The organism is Pseudomonas sp. (genome assembly GCF_049645325.1).
Taxonomy (GTDB): Bacteria; Pseudomonadota; Gammaproteobacteria; order Pseudomonadales; family Pseudomonadaceae; genus Aquipseudomonas.
In genome coordinates, this window is record NZ_JBARTQ010000215.1 from 14,769 (window position 1) to 36,017 (window position 21,249).

Below are 21,249 nucleotides of genomic sequence, written 5' to 3' on the forward strand. Positions count from 1 at the left end.
CGTTGACAGCACCCCAGGTGGCCCGAACCTTCAAGGTCACGCCGCTCCCGCGGTGGTTCTCCCCTAATGGCGATTCGCGTCCGGAAGCTCGCCCGGTCACCTCCCCGGTGATGGATGCCTACTTCAGATCATGGCCCTCATGCGCCAGACGACTACTCCGCTGCCCTGCAGCAACCTATCCGCTTGGCCGAATCTTGCGCCAACCTGCGCCCGTCTCTTTCTCCTGGAAAGAGACGGGCGCTTCTAACACTGCTGCAGCCCTCATCGCACTTGGCTTTGCGGCAACTCCACTCGTGACAATTGGCGTGACAAACGCCGATGTCACCAGCAACAGCCATGCAGATGATGGTGCCGCAGACCACGGAATGGACTGTACCTGACTGACAGTCAGGCATGCCCCGGTCATCGCTTTGCTGCTTTCACCCGGCTCAGGATCTCGCGGCACTGGTCTCGTCAGCCAATGCAGCCTCCACCCGCCCACCTGTAACGGTGCTCAGGAGACCAGATCATGAGATGCCCTTGCTCCCGGTCGTAAGGAGCCGCCAGTCCTGCGTGAGTGGACACCCCCACAGGCCGCAGGGGCCTTGATCCCTGATAACACTAAGCATTCTTGGCGGGATGACGTGGGGCGAGGATCGGAGAACGGCAGATGAGGTGATTGAGATGGCATTGGTGGGTCGACGCGATGGCCGAAATTTCGGCTACGGCAGGCAACTGAGCTACGCGGGGCCGCAAGCGCTAAAAGACATGTTCGGCGGCGGTCATTACGGCACGGTCAAGACGCACTGTGATCGGTGGTTGGCATTCGTGAAATGGTGCCGCTCCGAACAGGGGCCCGGTATCAATGATGCGCGGCAGATTGATCGAAAGGTGTTGGCCGACTACGCGGCGCATCTGCGCGACATGGTTAGGCGCGGTGATCTCGCCGTCAGTACCGCACAAAACCGGCTATCCAGCGTCAACAGGACCATGGCGGCGCTTCGCGGTGATCAGCATGTGAAACTGCCAAGCCCGAGCAAGGCGTTGGGGATGCAGCGTACCGGGGTTCGTCTTTCGGTGCCGCAGGGCCAAGGCCGCGAACAGCTTGTGCAGATCGTCAATGCGCTTTGCAGCCAACATCAGCTACGGGCCGCCGCGATTGTTCTGTTGGCGCGAGCCACCGGCATGCGCTTGCGTGAGGCCATCTTGGCTGACCTGCCAAGGCTGAGTCGTGAGGTTTTCGATCTAGGCAGGATTAACATTCAGGATGGCACCAAAGGTGGCCGCACCGGGGCGTCGGCGCCACGTTGGATCGCAGTGGACGACCCTATTCGAGGTGCACTTAGGCTTGCACGGCAGGTGTCGCCTGCGGGAAGCCACAACCTGATTGCGCCACACGAAAGCTACCTGAGTATTTTGCAAAAAATCATCCGCCCTGCGCGGGACACTCTGCATGCACACAACCTCAAAGGCTTCCATGAGCTACGAGCGGCGTACGCATGTGAGCGCTATGAGCAAATCACCCAACACCGCGCGCCTATCAATGGCGGTCACTGTTGCCAGTTAGACAGCAACCTTGATCGTGAGGCACGGAGGCAAATCAGCTACGAGCTGGGGCACGGTCGGATCGATGTGGTCGCGGCCTACATTGGAGGACGCATATGAGCAAGCCATTCGATATGGAGTTGTTCTTAGTCGGCGTGCTGAATGGGTCGCATGCGACACGGCGACGTCATTTTCGGCAAGCTAGGGCTATCCAAGTGGCTATCGCAAAGCGATGGCAGCGAGAGACACCGTGGATTTGGCAGAGGAAGCATTTAATTTGGTTTCTTGACAATTGTTTGGCAGGTCGCAGTGACGCGACGCGCTATTACTATCTACTGACAGTTCGGCTGCTCGCAAAACGCCTGAAAAAGCCATGGTTCTTACTATGATTAAAACCCGCGCCAGTCACCACGACCGACAGCATTAGATACGTCAAGAAACCGTCGAGGGGCTGATCAGAACAGCACGAAGCCTGAATAAAGGACGGCTTGCATTTGGAAGAAAATTCAGTCATATAATGAAAGATGATGGCAATATGCCAACAAGAGGATAGGATTCCCGTCACCGCTCTAAACAACATTCAATCAATGCCAACCGAAGGGATTCAACAATTGAAAAGTCGTCCTTTTACTATATTCCTGCTAAAACAAGGATTCAACGCCACTAACTCGCTAAAAGAAGAGCACGAGTTAGGTCAAGTCGTAGCATCAGATCGTCTTCCAGAGAACTCAAGCGTTTATATTCTAGACGGCCAACCAAGAGAGCCTTGGTGGCGTCAATACTTCAATATCGCTAACCCTCTCCAACAATCAAACAAAGGCGCACTAGTCTTCATACCAGTAGCAGATAGATGGTTTGCCCTATCGTTTGGACATGTATTTCATAAGCTTCGTGACAACTGCTACGAGTACGACTTTGGACTACTAGTAACACTTAATAGTCTCGATCCAAAAAAACTGAAAAGTGCAGACGTAATGGATCCTGGCGCTTCAAGAAGGAAGAGAACCCAGATCCCAGCGGCTGCAGATATAACGTTTCTTGACTTTGACAGCAATACAGAAATTGTTCGAAGCCTCACAGGGGCTGTCAGGGAGGATCTAACTGGACTTTTTAAAAGCGCAACAGGCTCAGCGAGTCTCAAGGTCAGTTTAAAGTTCCTTCCTGAGCAGCTTCATGGCCTGTGCACCAACTTACTAGCGCTGTACAACAGCAATGATTACCTGAACACTTTTCCAAATGTTGGGAAAATCTCACCTGAAAATGATCCTGATATTGTGCGCGCCCTAGATGATAAACTTCTAAAGTTTTTTATTGCCCGAGATCCGTCGCTTTCCATTTGCATCCCTGATATCGTAGATTACCGAGACAACACTTCCTGCAGATTTCAAGGACGCGGTGGACTGGCGGAAATCTATACAGACATATCGCTGGAAGCATTTTACGACTACCTTGGCGAAAAAATCGATCTGACTGATTTCACTATAGACAAATTAAAATCTTTTAGCGTTGCATTGTGCGATACAGATGGAAACATCAACAAAGCCTATAATATATATAACTGCCTATTGCTTGACATTCATGAGCAAGCAGAAATTTATCACATATGTGAAGGCTCATGGTATCGAGTAGAGCGAGAATACGTAGAGCTACTTAAAGAATACCTCGACACAAAATTCGAGCGCACGGATTTATTTGATTACAATCACGACTTTACAAAGGATGGGATCAGCCATTACAGCGAAGAATCTTATAATACTGCTGTATCTGAAAGTCTACCCGCGTTTATATGTTTGGACCAAACAAATATGAGCCTCGATGGGCAGACTGCCATTGAGCCTTGTGACTTATACACTCTGAGCAGGGCTGATGACGGCGGCCAAGAGCTGGCTAAACTCTACCACTTAAAGATATCCACTAGATCATCTCAACTCAGCCATTTATTCAACCAGGGCATAAACTCAGCTGAGCTAATAATCTTAGAGCCAAAATGCCGGGAAAAGCTGAAGGACTTGATCACAGAACGAATTGGCCAAAATAATTTACAGCAATACTGCGACGCAATTGAAAATATTAATATAAAAATAATATATGGAATTATAACAAACAAAGACCCAGAGCATCTTTCGGAAAACCTACCGCTATTTTCAAAAATCAGTCTAATGCGCTGTCTCAAGAGCTTGGAGTTGATGCAGATCCCGTCTGCGATCACTTACATTTCCGACGCAAGTCCGGCAAAGGGGAAATTCAGCGCCCTCCCTTCCGTAATTGTCGAGGTGGTGCATAGAAAAAACAAAAACGAAGCGTGGGTAACTGTCGGCCAAACTCTACAACAAGGGACTAAAGTTAGTCGCTGCGCCACCGCCATCACGGATAGTGCGGCAGGGTCTCAATTCAGAATTTTTTATAAACTTAACAAAGAAGGGGCGCCTTACTCAAGTCACCTCTGGGCCTATGAGGCGCTTTAAATAATTAAATGCCTTCAGATATAATATATGGGCCTCAGTATCAACTGTAGTTATAAGTAGCATAAGCGGCTCCTGAGCACATCTCAGGAGCTTAGCATTAAGGGTGATGCCGATGTCACCGTCAGGTCACGACGGTACGTTATCGACTTAGTAATGCTCTTCAATATAAGCATAGGCCTTCTCAAAAAGGTCTTTGTCTTTGCTTAGGCCAAACTGCGCCAGGGTCAGCATGAGTGCTTTCTGGATTTCGCGTGGACCACTGTTGGAGTTCTGCCAACCCTCAAAGCGAGTAGCGTTGACAATTTTGTCGATCTGCTCGACCACATCACCAATCAGCTTCGGCGTGGTTTCCGGGCGGGTTTCCAGGAATAGTTTGGTCAACGCCTGCTTGTTGTCTGCCTCCGTTACCACCGGGTCACCGGTTTCACGCTCGGCCTGCACCGTATCTTTGGCGGCATCCAGAAGGCCCTTGAGCCAATCGATGGCCTTGATTACGCCCGCTTCATACTCTCGGCGCAGTTTCTCCAAGCGCTCACCCAGCTCTACGAACACAGCCTCGCCATGGCCGCGCAGACGTCCCATCAAGTCTATTTCCAGTCGGCGGGCACGTTTCTCCTGCTCTTTCTTGGTCAGGGTGAAGATCGCGTGTTCATCCATGATCAGCTCATCGATGTCATCGCGTATGCGACTGATATCGGTGTGCTCGTGAATCATCTTGATGGTCTCGAGCCCTAACGCGGCCCAGACCAGTGCCCCCGTTTGACCAACCGGGCGTACTGATTCATAGATTTGCGCCAGCCATTTGTAATCCTGGCGGTAGGGTGTCAGGAAAGGGTCGGGGTTGATGGCCGACCAGAGTTTGGCCAGAACGCCAAAGGCTGCGGCAAACTCATCGCGTTTTTTATTGTCCGGCAAGCATTCCTGTGCGGCCAGGATGCCGTCGAAGCCTGCCAGGGTGCGGTCCACGTTCGGGAAGAAGGCCAGACACAGCTTCAACTGCTCTGGCAGCAACTCCTTGAATTTCTCGATGCCTTCGACAATCCCGTCGATCTCTTCCGGGTTATAGGCCAGCGCCGTGCGCAGGTTTTCGAATACGCCCAGATAATCGATGATCAGGCCCATACGCTTAACCACCCCGTCCGCCTCATACAGGCGATTGGTGCGGCACATGGCCTGCAGTAAGGTGTGGTCGCGCAGCGGTTTATCCAGGTACATGCAGTAGCAGATCGGCGCATCGAAACCGGTCAGCAGCTTGGCGGTCACGATCAGCAGTTGTAGGGGTTGTTTCGGGTCTTTGTAGGTTTCCAGCAGGTTTTTCTGCGCCTGCTCTTCACCATCGAATTTCTGCCAGCGCTCAAAGTCGGCTTGCTTGATCGGTAGATCGAGCTCTTCCTTCCACTTGTTCCAGTCCTTGTTGAGCTTACCGTTCTCATCCTTCACCGGAGCCTGGTCGAGATTCATGACCACCTCCAGTACGTCGAAACCCAGCATGTGACCAAGTAGGTAATACATCTGCACGCAGGCATCGCGGTCATAGACCACCACCATGGCCTTCATCTTTTTCGGCTGCACATGGCTGGTGAAGTGTTCGGCAATGTCGGCACTGATGGCCTCCATGCGCTTCGGTGCCTTGAGCATCACGGCCAGCTTGCCGGCGCGTTTGGACAAAGTGGCCTTTTCGTCTTCGTCCAGGTTGTTGTCTTTGACCAGTTGCTCGAACTCCTCGTTGATCGCCTCACGGTCGACCCGCAATTCGGCTAAACGGGGCTCGAACTTAACCGGGTTAGTGGCTCCGTCGCGGATCGACTGTTTGTAGCTGTAGCGGTTCATATAGCGGCCGGGATCTTCATCGGCGCCGAACAACTTGAAGGTATTGCGTTCGATACTGGAGATCGGGGTGCCGGTCAGGCCGTAGAAGTGGGCATTGGGCAGCGCCCAGCGCATCTTCTCGCCCAAGCCGCCTTCCTGGGTGCGGTGGGCTTCATCCACCAGCACGATGATGTTGTCGCGACTGTTTAGGCCCGCCAGGTTGTGCTCATCGATCTCAACATCTTTGAACTTGAAAATGGTGGTGATGAGGATGCCGCGGCTGTCCTGCTCGATATGTTCACCGAGCTTTTTACAGCTCTGCACCTTGATCAGGTTTTTCACATCGGCGCCGCCGAAGGTCTCGCTAATCTGGCTGTCCAGGTCGCGGCGATCGACCACGATCAGCACGGTGGGGTTTTTCAGCTCGTTGTCGGCCCGCAGCATCTTGGCAGCATAAAGCATCAGCAGCGACTTGCCCGAACCTTGGAAGTGCCAGATCAGGCCTTTTTTCGGGTAACCCTGTTTGACCCGCTCAACAATCTGTTTGGCCGTCTCGAACTGCGGGTAACGCGGCAGCAATTTGATGCGTTTGGGCGGTGTGTCTTTACCGGTTTTATGGGTAGAGAACAGCGCAAAAGAAGCCAGCAGTTGCAGCAGGGTTTGCGGGTTCAGTAGCCCTTCGGTGCTCGCCAGCACGGAGGCCAGGGTGTCGGGAATATCCTCACGCTGATCGGTGTGGTGCCAGGGGCCCCAATCTTTGACCCGGGCATTGATCGCTCCGTAGGCAAAGGTTTTGCCCTCACTGGCGAAGCACAGCAGGTTGGGTACGAAAAAGGCTTTTGCATGCTGCCAATAGTGTTTTTTGCCGCCCATAAAGTCAGCGGCACCGTCCTGCCAACTGACGCTGGGGCGAGTTGCGCTTTTCACTTCACCTACCACCAGCGGGATGCCGTTTACATACAGCACAATATCGAAGAACACCTCGCCAGCCGCGACATAGTGCACCTGCTGGGCCACTACAAAGTGGTTGTTGTCGAGGTTTTCGAAGTCGATCAGATTGATGGTGACATGTTCACCATTCTCACCAAAGGCCAAGGTTTTTTCGGCCAGCAGCCACGCCTGGAAATTCTCGTTGGCCCGGACCAGGCCACTGTGCGTGGCCTCCAATATTACGCCGCGCAACTTGTGGATCACCTCATCGGCATAATCCGGCTGTTGGCCGATAGCCGGGTTTAACGAACATAACCCGTCTTTTAACCATTCATCGACAAAAATATCCTGCGCCTTCTTTGGCAGGTTCTCGCCGTGGCAGTAAGTCCACTTTACCCCGCTTAAATTTTTTAAACGGTCGACAATTCCATTTTCGGTGACGGTTTGTTCGTTAAACATACTCACCCCAACAATTTATTGATCAGTAGTTTTCGCATATTTTTAGCCTGATCAATTTTTTTATCCAAAGATGCTATATGGAGATCAATTTCACTCAGCAGCATTGCTTTCTTGTCGATAGACTCCAGGTTTTTCGGGAGACTAACTATTATTCCAGAAGTTTTTTTACTGCCGATATGCTTAATTTTTGTACCCGCAGCAATGGACCTGAAATGGCCAGACCTATGCATGTAAACCATCAACCAATAGAGTGAACTGCTTGATATTTTTTTTTCGTCAGCTCTGAGACGAAGCAAAGTATTCTGAAAGGCCACCGGCCCTTCAATTTGGTTACGCCAGAACAAAGAGTCTCCAACATCACTTTCCTCTCCCCCCTCTACCAGAAGAGTATCGCCATGAGCAAGAGAATAAACGGTCAACTCTTCTAAACTAAAATCCATCTCCTTAACATCATCATCTCGAAATATCCCTTTTTTTATATTAGCTGGACGTAGATATCTAATAGGATTTAGACCCGCTTCGTATTTTGGAGATCTTTGCCGACCTCCTTTGACCTCACAAAGATCACTAAGCCTGTAATCTATCCATCCTTCCTTCTTCGTAAATGCTTCATAAATGAGTGCCATTTGGAGCTCCTGACAAGAAACTTTGGCAGCTTCGGCAGCATAAACGCTTTGATCAGAAAGCTTAAAAATATTTAATAAATTTTTCTGTTTTTTTGTATTCGGAACGGTAAAGGTGTACTTCTCCAAGTCGGACCAGTTGACATATGGATTTGTAGAGCCCTTAGAGTTCAGCACTGAATGATTGGTAAAGCCCTCGCTCAGCATTAAGTACGGAAGTAACTCCCCACAAAACAGATCTGCATTCTTTGCCTCTACAACAAAGGTGGTATTAGCTGTTATGCCATCAAAGTCTGCAACTGCAACTTTCTTTAAATATGTCCTGCGAGAGCCATACAGAATATCGCCTCGTTCAAAAATCCTATGGAAAGCTGGACCAACATAAGCTTCAGAAAAAACACCAAAACACTTGACTCGCAAGTCCTCCGACGCTAAGTGCCCCCCTTCTACATATTTTTCAAATGGATTATTTTCTCTATCAACGTTTTTTTTACGCTGCCTAGCGACATCACCAAACCGTACCTTTATGCACTCAACAGATGTCTGTTTACTTTTCATCTCTTACCCACCTCATAGCCAAACTCTTTGAGGCTCTTGAACAATTTATTAACCTGCTTATTTAGCTGTAAACGGCTGATTTTCCAAGCCTCAATTGCATGTTCAACATCATGCACTTCCCCGTCATTGATAGTCTGTACATATAGCGGAATCGATAGATTGTGCTGATTCTCGCGAATTGTCTCGATATCCACTAACGCGCTAATGGCAGGCTGCTTGCTAGGGGTAAAGTAAACTCCGGCCAGCACAGCCAGGTCATCATCCGAAAGCCAGCTATGGGCCCGCTCGCGGGTGACATGTTTGATACCATTGATGAACAGGATCTTGTCTTTGCGCTCAACGGGCTTGTTGCAGTTAAGCACCACCACACAGGATTCCATCGACGAGTTATAGAACAGATTAGGACCCAGGCCGATCACTGCTTCGATAATGTCCGACTCGATCACTTGCTTACGGATGGCCTGTTCCGAGTCACGGAACAGCACGCCGTGGGGCCAGAGCATGGCGGCGCGGCCGGTGTCGGGCTTCAGGCTTTTGATGATATGGGTGTAAAAACCGTAGTCGGCGCAACCCTGCGGTGGCACGCCGTATAGGTTGCGGCCATAGGGGTCGGCGGTGAACTTGTCACGGTTCCATTTTTTGATGGAGTACGGCGGGTTAGCGAAGATCACGTCGAACTGCTTGAGCTGGTCACCCTCGATAAATTTTGGCTCGGCCAGGGTGTCGCCGCGCAACACCTCGAACTCTTCGATCTCGTGCAGGAACATGTTCATACGGGCGATGGCAGAGGTGAGCATGTTCACTTCCTGGCCATAGAGTTTGACGCTGCGCCATTCCTGACCTTCGTCCCGCAGGTCCATCACCGCATTAAGCAGCATACCGCCGGTGCCGCAGGTGGGGTCATAGGCGGTTTCACCGGGTTTGAGACCCATGATGCGGGTCATCAGGTGCACCACCGTGCGATTGGTGTAGAACTCGGCGGCGGTGTGGCCAGAGTCGTCGGCGAACTTTTTGATCAGGTATTCATACGCTTCGCCCAGGTCGTCCTGGGCCACCGACTTGATGCCCAGAGGGATCTTGCTGAAGTGCTGAATCAAGTCGGCCAGCAGGTGGTCGGGTAGACGCTCTTTGTTGGTCCACTGGGCATCGCCGAATACGCCGTGCAGACGTTCGTTGTGGGTCTCGATCAGACGCAGGGCATTCTGGATGGCTTCGCCTATGTTCTTGCTGGTATGGCGTACCTTTTCCCAGCGCGCCTCCAGGGGGATATGGAAGCGGTGAAACATGGGCATGACGGCATAGTCGGCATCGCCCTCGTTGACTTCCATGGCCTCGACATACTCTTCCAGGTAAACGTCGGACAGGCGCTTATAGAATAGTAGCGGGAAGATGTACTGCTTGTAGTCGGAGGCGTCGATCTGCCCGCGCAGAAACTCGGCCGCTCCCCAAAGGAGGTCTTCGAGTTTCTTTTTGCCAAGTTGGGAGGCTTGGTTTTTCTGGTACTCAATCATTCTTACGAGTCTTGTCTGATAGCTGATGAGCAAGCTGGCTCAGGTCGGCGAGGCGTTTGTCTGCGCCGGCGGCATCTTCATGTTGGCGTTGCTGGTGAAACTGCTCGTACTGCGACTCGGCGTGTTGCTTGATGAACTGCGAGGTGTTGCTGTCAGCGCTATCCGTGCTCATAGCTCAAACCCTTCCTTGATCAGCAGTTCTTCCAGCTCCTGCTCGGCCTGCTCCAATGTAGCCAGTTTCTGCTGAAAGTCTTTCAGCGCCTCTTCGACGGTGATGGTTTCTTCTTCCAGTGGCTTTTGCACATAGCGGGCAATGTTCAGGTTGAAGTCGTTTTCAGCAATTTCACCTAGCGGCACCCAGCGCGCTACGCCTTCCAATGCTATCGCAGAGGGGCCTTGCTGATACTGCTCTAGGTAGATCTGGTAAATCTGATCCGCCTGGGCATTGCTCAAGGTGTTTTGCGCGCGGCCTTTGGTGAAAATCTCCTCGGCATTGATGATAAGTACATGGTCACGATGCTCATAAGGGCGCTGCTTGCGCAGCAACAGGATGCAAGCCGGGATAGCGGTACCGTAAAACAGGTTGGGCGCTACGCCGATAATGGCTTCGATGTGGTTTTCTTGGAGCAGGCTGGTGCGGATTCGGCCCTCTGCCGCACCGCGGAACAGCACGCCATGGGGCAGCACAACCGCCATTCGCCCATCGGCATTGAGGGAGGCGAACATGTGCTGTACCCAGGCAAAGTCACCGTTGGTTTTCGGGGCCAGGCCGTGACTGTTGCGGCTGTAGGCGTCCGACGCCCATTGTTCATGACCCCACTCACTGAGGCTGAACGGTGGATTGGCGATCACACAATCAAAGGTTTCGAGCCGGTCGTAGATCAGAAACTTGGGCTCACGCAGGGTATCTCCACGAACAATCTCAAAGTCTTCCTGGCCGTGGAGAAACAGGTTCATGCGGGCAATGGCTTCAGTGGTCAAATTCTTTTCCTGACCTTTGAGCTTCAGCAGCCGGGGATCACCCGCGTTTTCTCGAACGTGGTGAATGGTCTCCAGCAACATGCCCCCCGTACCGCAAGCCGGGTCATAAACGCTTTCACCCGCTTTGGGGTCAAGAATATTGACCATCAGCCGCACAATGGTGCGCGGGGTGTAGAACTCACCGGCTTTCTTGTTGGCTTTGTCGGCAAAACGCTTGATCAGGTATTCGTAGGCGCGCCCCATATCGTCGTTACGAACGCTGGCAACCCCGAGATCGACTTTGTTGAAGTGGTTGAGCAGCGTGGCTAGCAGCTCATCCGGCAAGCGCTCTTTATTGGTCCAACTGGCATCGCCGAAGATGCCGTGTAACTGGGTGTTGGCTTGCTCTATGCCTAGAAAAGCATCCTTAAGTGCCTTGCCTACATCGTGGGACTTGGCGAACACGTCATCCCAGTGGCTGCCAACAGGAACCTGGATGCGATGGAAGATTTTTTCGCGCGCCAGCTCCGCGCTCCCGACCTTGGCCAGCACCTCTTCAAACTCTTCGTCATATACATCGCAGATCCGTTTGAAGAATAGGATCGGGAATATGTAGGTTTTGTAGTCGGAGGCGTCGATGGGGCCGGTGATGATGTGTGCGGCGTGCCATAGGTGCGCTTCAAGGTCTTTTAATTTAATCAGGGTCATTTTTACTCGAAAAAATCTTGAGCAGCTGTTCGGGTAGCCCGCTCCGCTGGCAGGCTAAAGATGGGGCAAGTGTACTGGATATCATTGAATCGAAGGTCCGCATGTCGAAACTACGGAGGCCTTAGCACTGTGAGGGTGGAAGCGCTTCAGCTTAGTCAAGACAATTGGCAGAGATATCGCTGAGAATCTCAACAACCGGCGGAAACCTCTGGTATTCCAAAAGGTATTCCACACAAATCTCAAAAATAAAATTACCTATCAAAATCAACAATTTAACACTCCTGTTCAAATTACCCCGGCCCACCAATTCGAAGCATCGACAACCCGCCTAGTGCGGGTTTTGTTGTTTCTGGAGGTTGGAAAGCCTAGCCTGCGGGCCTTCGGATTTTTCCTTCAAGATGTCGCGCCTTTGATGAACTGGCTCCACTACGCGCACCCGGCTAACCTCCTCACGTCGCTGCAAAATCAGCGACCGGGTTTAGCAGCTCGGTTAATATCAAGGCCTGCAAAGCCACCACTCGTTCGAGCGATGCCTTCAGCATTTGCTGGTTCGCGTTATGGCGGCTGTGCGTGGGGCACTTTCGAGTGCGCTGGGTTCCTTGATTCCTGGTCTGCTAACCCGCGTACAGTCGCCACCCTTTTCGTTTAGCAGCGATGTCTGGCGACTCCATCAATCAAGGAGTTTGCGCCATGAAAAAAATCACCCCCAACCCCCCGGTCACCCTCTTCACCATCATCGAAAACGTCGGCCCCGAGACCCTGCTCATCCAAGCCAGCGAAACCCTCGCCTCGCTGAACGCCATGACCACCGACCTGGCCTTCGAACTCGAAGGTTCACACCGCCACACACTACTCGCGGCTCAGCAGTTGATCGTGCTGGGCGAGCTATTGATCGAGCGCGTATTGAGCACTCAGTCATTCGCGCCCCAGCCATAAAAACTGACAAAGGGCGAGTCGCCTCACAATGCCTCGCCCGCTCTGGAACGCCCCCAAACGTCCCATTACCCTGACGGCCGGTCAGACAACCGGAAGCAGATACGCGCAGGTCACGCTCAAGCTTGAGGGTGACAGCCCGGCCGTTCAGAAGATTAACCGGCAACTCGCGGCCCTGGCCGTCAACGATGATGATCAGGCTGACTACTTCCGCGAGCGCCGCGAATACCTCGGTCGAAACGGCTCGGCCCTTACCCGCGAGATCGACGTGGAGCCCACGTATTGGTCGTCCCGGTTCATCAGCGTCAAGTTCTACCATTGGGCTGCGGGAACGGGCGCCCGGGGTATCAGTTGGGGCCTGCACGCCTGGAGCCTGCAAACCGGCGAAAGTGTCGAACCGTGGGCCTGGCTTGGCGGGCATCAGCAGAGGTATGACGCGTACTCCGGCCACTTGAAACTGCCGGCCAAATTCAGCACGTGGCTCGGCAAGCAATCCACCCTGGACGAAGGCTGCCCGGCGACAACCCGTTACACCACGTTCGATCTGTGCTTCAGCACCCAAGGCCTGCAGCTTTCAACACCCGCCAATGGCGACGGCTGCGACAACGAATTGACCTTCACGTGGGAGCAATTGGAGCCGGTACTGACTGAGCAAGGCAAAGCGGCATTAGTCAGTTTGGAACGACCCTGAGTATCGGCCCCCACCAACCTTACAAAAAACTGACATTCATTCACGAAACGTTCAGAAATGCTAACCGATACTAACCGATTGCCACGGCCGCTCCCCCGAGCGGTCCCCTGCCCCCGGTAGCCAGAACCATGACGCGTCCCGCTCCTCTTCTGCTCCTCCTTCTCGCTGCGCTGTTGTTCTTCTTCGCCCTGGGTAGCCACGAGCTGCAAGGCTCCACCGAAGCCCGCGTCGCCGGCATTGCCATGGCCATGCACCTGGACAACGACTGGGTGATCCCGACGCTGTTTCGTGAACCCTTTCTGGAAAAACCACCCCTGAGCTTGTGGCTGGACGCCGGCGCGATTCGCCTGTTTGGCGGTACGCCCTTGGCCGTGCGCCTGGCCTCGGCGTTCGCCGGGCTGTTCAGCGTGATGCTGTTTTACGCAATGCTGCGCCAGTTCGGGCGGCCGAAGACGCTGGCGTTCTGCGCGGCGTTGATCCTGGCGACCATGGCCAGTTACTGGGGGAATGTGCGGGGTGTGGGCGAGGACTCGTTGCTCAGCCTCGGCGTGACCATGGCACTGCTGGGCTTTTACCAGGCGGTGCGGCCCGAGCACCAAGGTTCCAGCGCCTGGGCCTGGGCGTTGTTTACCGCCGGGATGGTCATCGCGACCTTGAGCAAAGGTGTGCTGGGGCTGGCGATGCCGGGCATTGTGATTTTCGTGTACCTGGCCAGCACCAGCCTGATGGATAAACGCCTGCGCGTCGGCGACTGGCTCAAGCCGGCGTTGTTCACGCTGCTGGCGCTGGTGCCGCTGTTGATCTGGCTGGGGTTTCTGTTCCAGCGCGGCGGCATGCAGGCGGTGGCCGAGGTGCTGTGGACCAACAGCGTCGGGCGCTTCAGCGGCTCGTTTGTGGAGGCGGGGCATTACGAGCCCATTTATTACTACATTGCGAAGCTGCCTGAGGCGTTCCTGCCGTGGAACATCCTGGTGTACCTGGGCCTGTGGCACTTTCGCAAAAGCCTGGTGCGCAACCGCTACCGCCTGTTCTTCAGCGTATGGCTGGTGGCGCAGTTCACCCTGCTGACCCTGGCGTCCAGCAAGCGCGTGGTCTACCTGATGGCGCTGACACCGGCTGCAGCCGTACTCGCCGCAGAATATGCAGGCGTGCTGCTGGAATGGCTCAAGGCGCATAAACCGGGGCTGTACCGTTATCACCGAGGCGTGATCAGCGGTGTGTTCATTCTGCTGATCGCCAGCTATATGACCGCCGCCTTCTGGTTTGCACCCAAAGCCGACAAACGTGAGTCCTTCGTGCCCGTGATCAGCCAAGCCAAGGCCTTCCAAACCGAAGGTAAAGACGTGGTGTTGTTCCAGCCCAACGAACGCATCGCCGGGTCAAGCGTGTTCTATTTGCAGGGGTATTTGCCGATCCTGCAAACCGAAGCCGAATTGCGCGCCTTCCTCACGGCCAAACCCGGCAACATTGCGTTGCTGGATCGCCCTGAACAACTGAGTGAGAAGGTGACCGTGATCAAGCAGATGGCGATTGGTCGCCAGCCTTATTACTTCGTGACGCAGTAAGGCTGGCGCGGCATCAGTGCTTGGTGAGTTTGTCCAGGAAACCCATGGCGAACGCCGAGATCACAAAGGTCATGTGGATGATCACGTACCACATCAAATGCTGCGGATCGACGTTCTTGGCGTCCATGAAGATGCGCAGCAGGTGGATGGACGAAATCGCCACGATGGACGCCGCGACCTTCATCTTCAGCGAAGAAGAGTCCATGGTGCCCAGCCAGTTGAGCTTTTCCTTGCTCTCATCGATATCCAGCTGCGAGACGAAGTTCTCGTAGCCGGAGATCATCACCATCACCAGCAGGCCGCCCACCAACGCCATGTCGATCAACGACAACAGCACCAGGATCAGTTCCGACTCGGCCATCGAGAACACGCTCGGCAGCAGGTGGATCACTTCCTGGAAGAACTTCAGCGCCAGCGCCAGCAACCCCAGGGACAAGCCGAAATAGATCGGCGCCAGCAGCCAACGCGAGGCGTACATGGCATTTTCGATAAAGCGTTCCATTGAATCTCACACAGCCAGGCTAAAAATGGCCGCGAGTATACCAGCCACTGTCAAACACCTGTCACCGCGAGAAAACCGACCTGTGCGGCATCTGTAAGAGAATTTTTCTGCTAGTGTCGAGCCCATCAAATCGGCTCGATGACGTCGAACAGGAAAAACTCAGATGATGGATGTGCGATCCCATTTGGCCACTCTCGGCCTGGGTGCGGTGCTGCTGATGAGCGGCGGCTGCTCCCCCAAAGAAGAGCAGAAGCAAGCCACCCTCGAAGAGAAAACCGCCCAGTTCGAGCAGTCGCTGGACAGCATCCAGGACCCCAAGCTGCGCGACGCCATTGCCGACCTCGGCGGCTCGCTGCTGTTGCTGGAGCGCGCACGCGTCAAGCTCGCCGACAAGCCCATCGAAGCCGAATACGGCGAAGACACCCTGGCCCTGCTCAAGCACTACCCCACGCCGCAAGCCCTGGTGGACACCTACATCAACGGCCTGTTCGTGCTGCGCAAAGCCTCGCACTCCGACTACCTGACGGATTTGCAGCCGGTCTTCCCGTTCAACTTCAACACCCCGGACCAATTCCCCTTCCCCCACGGCCTGGAATGGCAGTCGGTGACCTTGAGCAACAACAAAGTCATCCCCTTCCAGCCGGAGTGGTCGGAAACCGACCCCGGCATCCAGCTCAGCCCCAGCAGCTCCAACCTGACCAACCCCGATGACCTGACGATCACCTACCCTTTCATCGACGGCATCGAGACGGAAAACAAGAGCCAGCCGCAGCCGGTCAGCCTCAAAGGCGCGGTTGAAGTGGTCGCGCCGAGCAAAGTGCTGACGTTTGACCTGTCGAAAAAAGACGTGGGCCACAAACGCACCGAGGGCAACATCACCCTCAACCTGCTGTTGCTGGAGAAAAACTACGCCGAGATCGAGCTGACCAACAGCGCGCCGCTGGCCCCGGAAGTCGGCGACGAATCGCCGAACCCCTTGCTGGTGCAGGCCCGCGACAGCACCGGGCAATTCCTGACCCGCTCCGGCTCGATCAACGAGAACGCCGCACAAGTGGCGTTCTACGAGAAACAACTGGCCGAAATGCAAAAGCAGAAGGCGTGGTCGGAGGCCTTCGAGAAACAGCTGACTGACGAACAGAAAGCCTTCGAACACAAGCAAAGCAGCCACTACGCCAAGGTGTATTTCAATGGTGTGATCGACACCCTGCAGGTCGACGTTCTCGACTTTTCCAAGGCCACGCTCACGCGCAAGGACCTAGACCTGCCGGTGCTGCGCTTCGACAAGAACAGCCTGCAGAAAACCGTACAGGCCCTGCCGATGCCGGTCACGGTGTACGACGACAGCGCCATCAGCTGGCTCAAAGACGCCTCGATGACCGAGGAGCAACTGAAAAAAAGCGTCACCATCAGCCAGTCGACCGAAGACGCGAGCGCGGCAAAGATCGTGTTTGACCACCCTTTCACCTTCAACGACGACTTGGTCGGCGCCGAGCGCAACAACAGCGATGCGCCCATCACCTTCTTCGCCGCAGACGACAAGGGCGAGCGCGGCGAGCCGATCGAACTGCCGACCGAGGCCTTTGAGCTGAATGCCGGCAGCGGCACGCTGACGTACGACCTCAATCTGTTCCCGGAAACGCCGGCGTTTGTGGTGGGTTCGGTGCCGCTGTTCCTGGCCACCATCGACAAGGCCACGATTGAGGTGGCCAAGCTGCCCAAGGGCCTGTCGCTCAAGGACAACGCGCTGATCGTCGACCAGAAGGAATTCCCCTCCGACAGCTGGCGCTTCTACGCCAAGGACGCCAGCGGCAACTACCTCAAGGAAGTCCTCGGGGTCAGCCACCGCGCGGAGGAATACGGCACGGCACTGTTTGACGTGCATTATTTCTACGGCCAGCCGACCACCCTGGAAAGCTACCAGCGCACCGACCTCGACACGGTGCAATACGGCTTCGAGGTCAAGCTGGATAAGCCCGAGAGCAAATAGCCCCACAACTGATCGTTCCCACGCGCCGCGTGGGAATGCATCCCGTGGCGCTCCGCGTCACCTTGCGCAAGCAGGACGCCGAGCGCGCGAACGATCAATCAGTGGTGAGTATCACTGACCGGGTTTGAACGCCCGCCATTGAGTTGTCGCAGATGGGCCTGCAAGTGCAGGCACCAGATCTGCGGGTCGTCCGCCAGCTCATAGCCGTGCAAGGTCAGGCTATCGACGATCGACCCCAGAATGGTTTCTGCCACGAACGGCCCATGAAACGGGCCCTGGGACTTGATGGTGGAAGGCTGCTCGCCGGTCATTCCGGCGGCAAACAACAAGGTCCACATCCCGTTTTCCCCGGCGAGCGGGCGAATCGAACATTCGATACGGGTGACCAGGCCCAGGCATTGGCGGGTAAGGCAAAGGTTGCGCGGCATGGCGGCGACCCTCGGTAGCTCGGTGTTCAACCTCGCCGCAAGGCAAGGCTGTCTCTATCCAGCGACTCCTGTGGATATCCCTTGAAGTCAGAATAGAAGAAAACCAGTGCAAACCAAGGTTGTAGGGACCAACGGGCGTTGGCACCTAAAACCTTAGTCAATTTTATGACTCACGAACCCACCCTCGTGGTGAGCGGGCTTGCCCCGCGCTGGGCTGCGCAGCGGCCCCAAGTGGGCCGCTGCGATGTGTCAGGAAATATAGAGTTGTATGATTTTAGGGCGGCTTCGCCACCCAGCGCGGGACAAGCCCGCTCACCACAACAAGCCCACTCGCAAAACTGGCAACAATCAGGTCGGCTTGGCTTCTGCCAACGCCTGCTGCGCGAGCTCCTTCTCCGCCTCCTTCAAGTCTTCCTCGCTGATCATCTCGGCAATCGCGCGCAACCGCTCGACCACGCGCGCATTGACGGTGCCTTCGGGGAATTGCCCTTCCGCGTCCGGCTCACCGGCATCCTCGCCCACCAACAGGCTCAGTGCCTCGTCCGCCTGGCGCACGGCGTAGATATGGAACTGCCCGTCGCGCACGGCCTGCAGCACCTTCTCGTCGAGCATCAGCGTGGCGACGTTGGCTTTGGGAATGATCGCCCCTTGCTCACCGGTCAGCCCGCGTGCTTCGCAGAGGCGGAAAAAGCCTTCGATCTTCTCGTTGACCCCGCCCACCGCCTGCACTTCACCAAACTGGTTGATCGAACCGGTGATCGCAAAACACTGCTTGAGCGGCGTCTTCGACAGGGCCGAAATCAAGGTGCACGCCTCGCCCAGGGACGCACTGTCGCCGTCCACGTAACCGTAGGACTGCTCCAGCGCGATACTCGCCGAGATCGCCAGCGGGAATTCCTGGGCATAGCGGCTGCCCAGGTAACCGGTGAGGATCATCACGCCCTTGGAGTGGATCGGCTGACCGAGGTTAACCTCGCGCTCGATGTCGACAATGCCGCTGCCGCCCGGGTACACCGTGGCGGAAATCCGCGCCGGCACACCGAACGCCGAATCTCCGACTTCCAGCACCGTCAGCCCGTTGCACTTGCCGACCGCCGCGCCGGCGGTGTCGATCAGAATGACCCCGGCGAGCATGTCGTCGAGAATCCGCGCCGACACCCGCCCGGTGCGCGTGGCCTTGGCCTTGAGCGCGCGTTCGATGTGCCCGGCATCGGTCATGTCATCGCCCGCCAGGTGGCGAATGAAATCCGCCTCGCTCACCAGCTGGAACAAATCGCCGATGCGCGCCGACAAACGCCCCTGGTGTTCTGCCAGGCGGGCGCTGTAGGTCGCAAGCCGCGCAACCGCGTCCGAGGTCAGCGGCGCCATGCCTTCTTCCGACGTGCGGGTTTTCAGCAACTGGGCGAACTGCTCCAGGCTTTCGTCGACCATCGGGATGTCTTCGTCGAAGTCCACCAGCACCCGGAACATCTCCTGGAAGTCCGGGTCGGCGTCCTGCAGCGCGTAGTACAGCTGGCGCGAACCGATGATGATGACCTTGACCGCCAACGGGATCATTTGCGGGTTGAGGGTCACGGTAGCCAGGCGGCCGAGCTCACCCAGCGGCGATTCCATCTTCAGCTTGCGCGACTGCAGGGAACGCTTGAGGGCGTCCCACACAAACGGCTCGCTGAGCATTTTCTCGGCTTCAAGGATCAGGAAGCCGCCATTGGCACGGTGCAACGCGCCCGGGCGCAATTGGCGATAGGTGGTGTAGAGCGCGCCCTGGTCGGTGCTGTACTCGATACGGCCAAACAGGTTGTCGTAAGTCGGGTGCGGTTCAAACACCACTGGCGCGCCGCCGTTGACCGGGTGGCCGACCACCAGGCTTGGGCAGTATTGCTCTTCGAGCAACTTGCGGGCCTGGGCGTCGGTCTTGGCGTCGTCCACCAGTTGCTCGACCACGGTTTTGAGCAGGTACACCTGCATGGCCTGCAGATAACCGCAAACCGCGCCGTTCTCCGCGTACTTTTCCGACAGCGGCGAAAGCAAAGGCTGAAGGGCCAGGGTGATGGTTTCTTCGTTGAACTGGCGCAGTTGGTTGTTCGACTCGCGCTTCCACTGCGGCAGGCTCGCCAACTCTTCATTGAGGCGCTCCTCCAGCTCGGAAATATCCGTGTGGAAGCGTTCGCGATCGGCTTCAGGCAGCTGCGAAAACTCGGCTTCGTCCAGCGCCTTGCCGTCGAGCATCGGGGTGAAGGCGATGTTGGTACTGTCGCGGTACAGCGCCACGTCCTTTTCCAGGGCCAGGCGTTCGATCACGTCCAGCGCCTTGTCGTAACGCTGGTTGAACGCGCGGTCGATGGCGCTTTTGCGCTGTTGATACGTCGGGTGTTCGAAGACAGCCGGGAAGGTCGCCACCAGGTTGTCGATCAACCCGTTGATATCGGCGATGAACGCCGCCGCCGCACCGCCTGGCAACTCCAGGGCACGCGGTTCGCGAGGCTCATCGAAATTGTTCACATAGACCCAGTCCGCCGGGGTCTGCAGGCGTTTGCCTTCGGCCTTCAGGTAGCGTTTGACGAACGAAAAGCGGCCGGTACCGGGCTCGCCCATGACAAACACGTTGTAACCGGGGCGTGGCATGGCCACACCGAACTGCAAGGCTTCAACCGCACGTTCCTGGCCAAGCACACCGCGAAAGGGCTCCAAATCATTGGTGGTCGAGAAGCTGAACTGTTCAGCGGAAAAAGGACGAGTCAGCGCTTCGGGCGCTAAACGCAAGCTGGCAGCAACAGGATCAGGCATCGGGCTTCCTTACATCAGGCGGGGCAGATGTCGGCATTCTGGCTCCGGGTTGCGCGCTCTGGCAAGGCACGCTTTTGGGAAAGCGCAGACGCGGGATGCGTCCTACAAAAAAATCGCGATAAGTCTGATTGTTTTATAAAAAATAACGGAACCCCGGGAACGTGCCTAAACTCCAAACTGCGCGGGTTGGACTAATAACTGGCCCCTAGGGCGCCTTGAAGCGCCTGACCCCTTGTCCATTGGTTTGCACACAAAGAGAACAAAGCTATGAAACGGATCCTTCTTGGTACTCTCTTCACCGTCGTCTCCCTCAATGCAATGGCAGAAGCACCAGGTGGCCCGAACTGCGGTTGGGGCAACATGTTGTTCGAAGGCCAGCGCGGCACTCCGGCTCACTTCCTGGCCTCCACCACCAACGGCACCTCGGGTAACGCCACCTTCGGCATGACCTCCGGTACCAACGGCTGCAGCACCAACAGCGCCCTGACCTATGGCGGCAAGTCCTGGATTGCCATGAATGGCATGATGAACGAGCTGTCCGAAGACATGGCCAAAGGCAATGGCGAAGCACTGACCACCTACGCGGTGGTACTGGGCGTTGCGCCGGAAGATCGCGAGCACTTCAATGCCGTGACCCACGAGCACTTCCAGCAAATCTTCAGCAAAGCTGACGTGACCGCTGACGACGTGCACAACAACACCCTGGCGGTACTGAAAAGTGATACCCGTCTGGCGAAATACGCGACCCAAGCTTAAGCTCGACCCGCCCGCGCCTCCCAAGGCGCGGGTCTTATTTTTGGACCCACCTC

General features: G+C 55.5%; 15 protein-coding genes and 1 pseudogene. 8 read left to right on the forward strand and 8 right to left on the reverse strand.

Annotated features, from left to right (window positions below):
- The first annotated feature begins 663 nt into the window (after positions 1 to 663).
- The 3 genes from WBB95_RS09285 (at position 664) to WBB95_RS09295 (ending at position 3,989) form a co-directional block, all read left to right on the forward strand.
- The gene (locus tag WBB95_RS09285; protein WP_424487334.1) at positions 664 to 1,644 is read left to right on the forward strand and encodes an integrase domain-containing protein; all 981 of its coding nucleotides are present in this window, start codon (positions 664 to 666) and stop codon (positions 1,642 to 1,644) included.
- Complete coding sequence (locus WBB95_RS09290) at positions 1,641 to 1,913, forward strand: hypothetical protein (RefSeq protein WP_424487314.1); 273 nt, start codon at positions 1,641 to 1,643, stop codon at positions 1,911 to 1,913. Before WBB95_RS09285 ends, WBB95_RS09290 begins: the two co-directional genes overlap by 4 nt.
- Positions 1,914 to 2,135: 222 nt before the next feature.
- Positions 2,136 to 3,989, forward strand: coding sequence for a DUF6119 family protein (locus tag WBB95_RS09295; RefSeq protein WP_424487315.1), 1,854 nt, complete (start codon positions 2,136 to 2,138; stop codon positions 3,987 to 3,989).
- 147 nt (positions 3,990 to 4,136) lie between these two features.
- Here the strand turns inward: WBB95_RS09295 and WBB95_RS09300 are convergent, their stop codons facing one another.
- Genes WBB95_RS09300 through WBB95_RS09320 form a run of 5 tightly spaced genes read right to left on the reverse strand, consistent with a single transcriptional unit; the run spans position 4,137 to position 11,547 of the window.
- Positions 4,137 to 7,187, reverse strand: coding sequence for a type I restriction endonuclease subunit R (locus WBB95_RS09300; protein ID WP_424487316.1), 3,051 nt, complete (start codon positions 7,185 to 7,187; stop codon positions 4,137 to 4,139).
- 2 nt (positions 7,188 to 7,189) lie between these two features.
- Positions 7,190 to 8,368 carry a restriction endonuclease subunit S gene (locus tag WBB95_RS09305; protein WP_424487317.1) on the reverse strand — a complete coding sequence of 393 codons (1,179 nt, stop codon included), beginning with the start codon at positions 8,366 to 8,368 and terminating at the stop codon, positions 7,190 to 7,192.
- Positions 8,365 to 9,879, reverse strand: coding sequence for a type I restriction-modification system subunit M (locus WBB95_RS09310; RefSeq protein ID WP_424487318.1), 1,515 nt, complete (start codon positions 9,877 to 9,879; stop codon positions 8,365 to 8,367). Before WBB95_RS09310 ends, WBB95_RS09305 begins: the two co-directional genes overlap by 4 nt.
- Positions 9,872 to 10,051, reverse strand: coding sequence for a hypothetical protein (locus WBB95_RS09315; RefSeq protein ID WP_256657817.1), 180 nt, complete (start codon positions 10,049 to 10,051; stop codon positions 9,872 to 9,874). Before WBB95_RS09315 ends, WBB95_RS09310 begins: the two co-directional genes overlap by 8 nt.
- The gene (locus WBB95_RS09320; protein WP_424487319.1) at positions 10,048 to 11,547 is read right to left on the reverse strand and encodes a type I restriction-modification system subunit M; all 1,500 of its coding nucleotides are present in this window, start codon (positions 11,545 to 11,547) and stop codon (positions 10,048 to 10,050) included. Before WBB95_RS09320 ends, WBB95_RS09315 begins: the two co-directional genes overlap by 4 nt.
- Positions 11,548 to 12,237: 690 nt before the next feature.
- Between WBB95_RS09320 and WBB95_RS09325 the strand changes: the two genes are divergently transcribed.
- The 3 genes and pseudogenes from WBB95_RS09325 to WBB95_RS09335 all read left to right on the forward strand — a co-directional run bounded on the left by WBB95_RS09325 (position 12,238) and on the right by WBB95_RS09335 (position 14,736).
- The gene (locus WBB95_RS09325) at positions 12,238 to 12,483 is read left to right on the forward strand and encodes a DUF6124 family protein (RefSeq protein ID WP_424487320.1); all 246 of its coding nucleotides are present in this window, start codon (positions 12,238 to 12,240) and stop codon (positions 12,481 to 12,483) included.
- Between the two features lie 106 nt (positions 12,484 to 12,589).
- Positions 12,590 to 13,171: pseudogene (locus WBB95_RS09330) on the forward strand (hypothetical protein); the annotation flags it as partial.
- A 128-nt stretch (positions 13,172 to 13,299) separates the two neighbouring features.
- Positions 13,300 to 14,736, forward strand: coding sequence for an ArnT family glycosyltransferase (locus WBB95_RS09335; RefSeq protein ID WP_424487321.1), 1,437 nt, complete (start codon positions 13,300 to 13,302; stop codon positions 14,734 to 14,736).
- A 13-nt stretch (positions 14,737 to 14,749) separates the two neighbouring features.
- On the opposite strand, the gene WBB95_RS09340 is transcribed toward WBB95_RS09335, so the two are convergent.
- Entirely contained in the window at positions 14,750 to 15,238 is a 489-nt protein-coding gene (locus tag WBB95_RS09340) for a TIGR00645 family protein (RefSeq protein ID WP_424487322.1), read from the reverse strand.
- A gap of 163 nt (positions 15,239 to 15,401) precedes the next feature.
- Between WBB95_RS09340 and WBB95_RS09345 the strand changes: the two genes are divergently transcribed.
- Positions 15,402 to 17,225, forward strand: coding sequence for a hypothetical protein (locus WBB95_RS09345; protein ID WP_424487323.1), 1,824 nt, complete (start codon positions 15,402 to 15,404; stop codon positions 17,223 to 17,225).
- A 98-nt stretch (positions 17,226 to 17,323) separates the two neighbouring features.
- Here the strand turns inward: WBB95_RS09345 and WBB95_RS09350 are convergent, their stop codons facing one another.
- Positions 17,324 to 17,653: a hypothetical protein gene (locus WBB95_RS09350; RefSeq protein WP_424487324.1), complete on the reverse strand. Its 330-nt coding sequence runs from the start codon at positions 17,651 to 17,653 to the stop codon at positions 17,324 to 17,326.
- 348 nt (positions 17,654 to 18,001) lie between these two features.
- The gene (locus WBB95_RS09355) at positions 18,002 to 20,440 is read right to left on the reverse strand and encodes a Lon protease family protein (protein ID WP_424487325.1); all 2,439 of its coding nucleotides are present in this window, start codon (positions 20,438 to 20,440) and stop codon (positions 18,002 to 18,004) included.
- Between the two features lie 267 nt (positions 20,441 to 20,707).
- On the opposite strand from WBB95_RS09355, the gene WBB95_RS09360 reads away from it, so the two are divergent.
- Complete coding sequence (locus WBB95_RS09360; RefSeq protein ID WP_424487326.1) at positions 20,708 to 21,196, forward strand: DUF3015 domain-containing protein; 489 nt, start codon at positions 20,708 to 20,710, stop codon at positions 21,194 to 21,196.
- The last annotated feature ends 53 nt before the right edge of the window (positions 21,197 to 21,249 follow it).

Bases quoted from the DNA above. Each gene is read 5' to 3' on its own strand.
- WBB95_RS09355 (WP_424487325.1), bottom strand. From the start codon at position 20,440: ATGCCTGATCCTGTTGCTGCCAGCTTGCGTTTAGCGCCCGAAGCGCTG.
- WBB95_RS09345 (WP_424487323.1), top strand. From the start codon at position 15,402: ATGATGGATGTGCGATCCCATTTGGCCACTCTCGGCCTGGGTGCGGTG.
- WBB95_RS09325 (WP_424487320.1), top strand. From the start codon at position 12,238: ATGAAAAAAATCACCCCCAACCCCCCGGTCACCCTCTTCACCATCATC.
- WBB95_RS09340 (WP_424487322.1), bottom strand. From the start codon at position 15,238: ATGGAACGCTTTATCGAAAATGCCATGTACGCCTCGCGTTGGCTGCTG.
- WBB95_RS09305 (WP_424487317.1), bottom strand. From the start codon at position 8,368: ATGAAAAGTAAACAGACATCTGTTGAGTGCATAAAGGTACGGTTTGGT.
- WBB95_RS09335 (WP_424487321.1), top strand. From the start codon at position 13,300: ATGACGCGTCCCGCTCCTCTTCTGCTCCTCCTTCTCGCTGCGCTGTTG.
- WBB95_RS09320 (WP_424487319.1), bottom strand. From the start codon at position 11,547: ATGACCCTGATTAAATTAAAAGACCTTGAAGCGCACCTATGGCACGCC.
- WBB95_RS09290 (WP_424487314.1), top strand. From the start codon at position 1,641: ATGAGCAAGCCATTCGATATGGAGTTGTTCTTAGTCGGCGTGCTGAAT.
- WBB95_RS09300 (WP_424487316.1), bottom strand. From the start codon at position 7,187: ATGTTTAACGAACAAACCGTCACCGAAAATGGAATTGTCGACCGTTTA.
- WBB95_RS09360 (WP_424487326.1), top strand. From the start codon at position 20,708: ATGAAACGGATCCTTCTTGGTACTCTCTTCACCGTCGTCTCCCTCAAT.
- WBB95_RS09315 (WP_256657817.1), bottom strand. From the start codon at position 10,051: ATGAGCACGGATAGCGCTGACAGCAACACCTCGCAGTTCATCAAGCAA.
- WBB95_RS09350 (WP_424487324.1), bottom strand. From the start codon at position 17,653: ATGCCGCGCAACCTTTGCCTTACCCGCCAATGCCTGGGCCTGGTCACC.
- WBB95_RS09285 (WP_424487334.1), top strand. From the start codon at position 664: ATGGCATTGGTGGGTCGACGCGATGGCCGAAATTTCGGCTACGGCAGG.
- WBB95_RS09310 (WP_424487318.1), bottom strand. From the start codon at position 9,879: ATGATTGAGTACCAGAAAAACCAAGCCTCCCAACTTGGCAAAAAGAAA.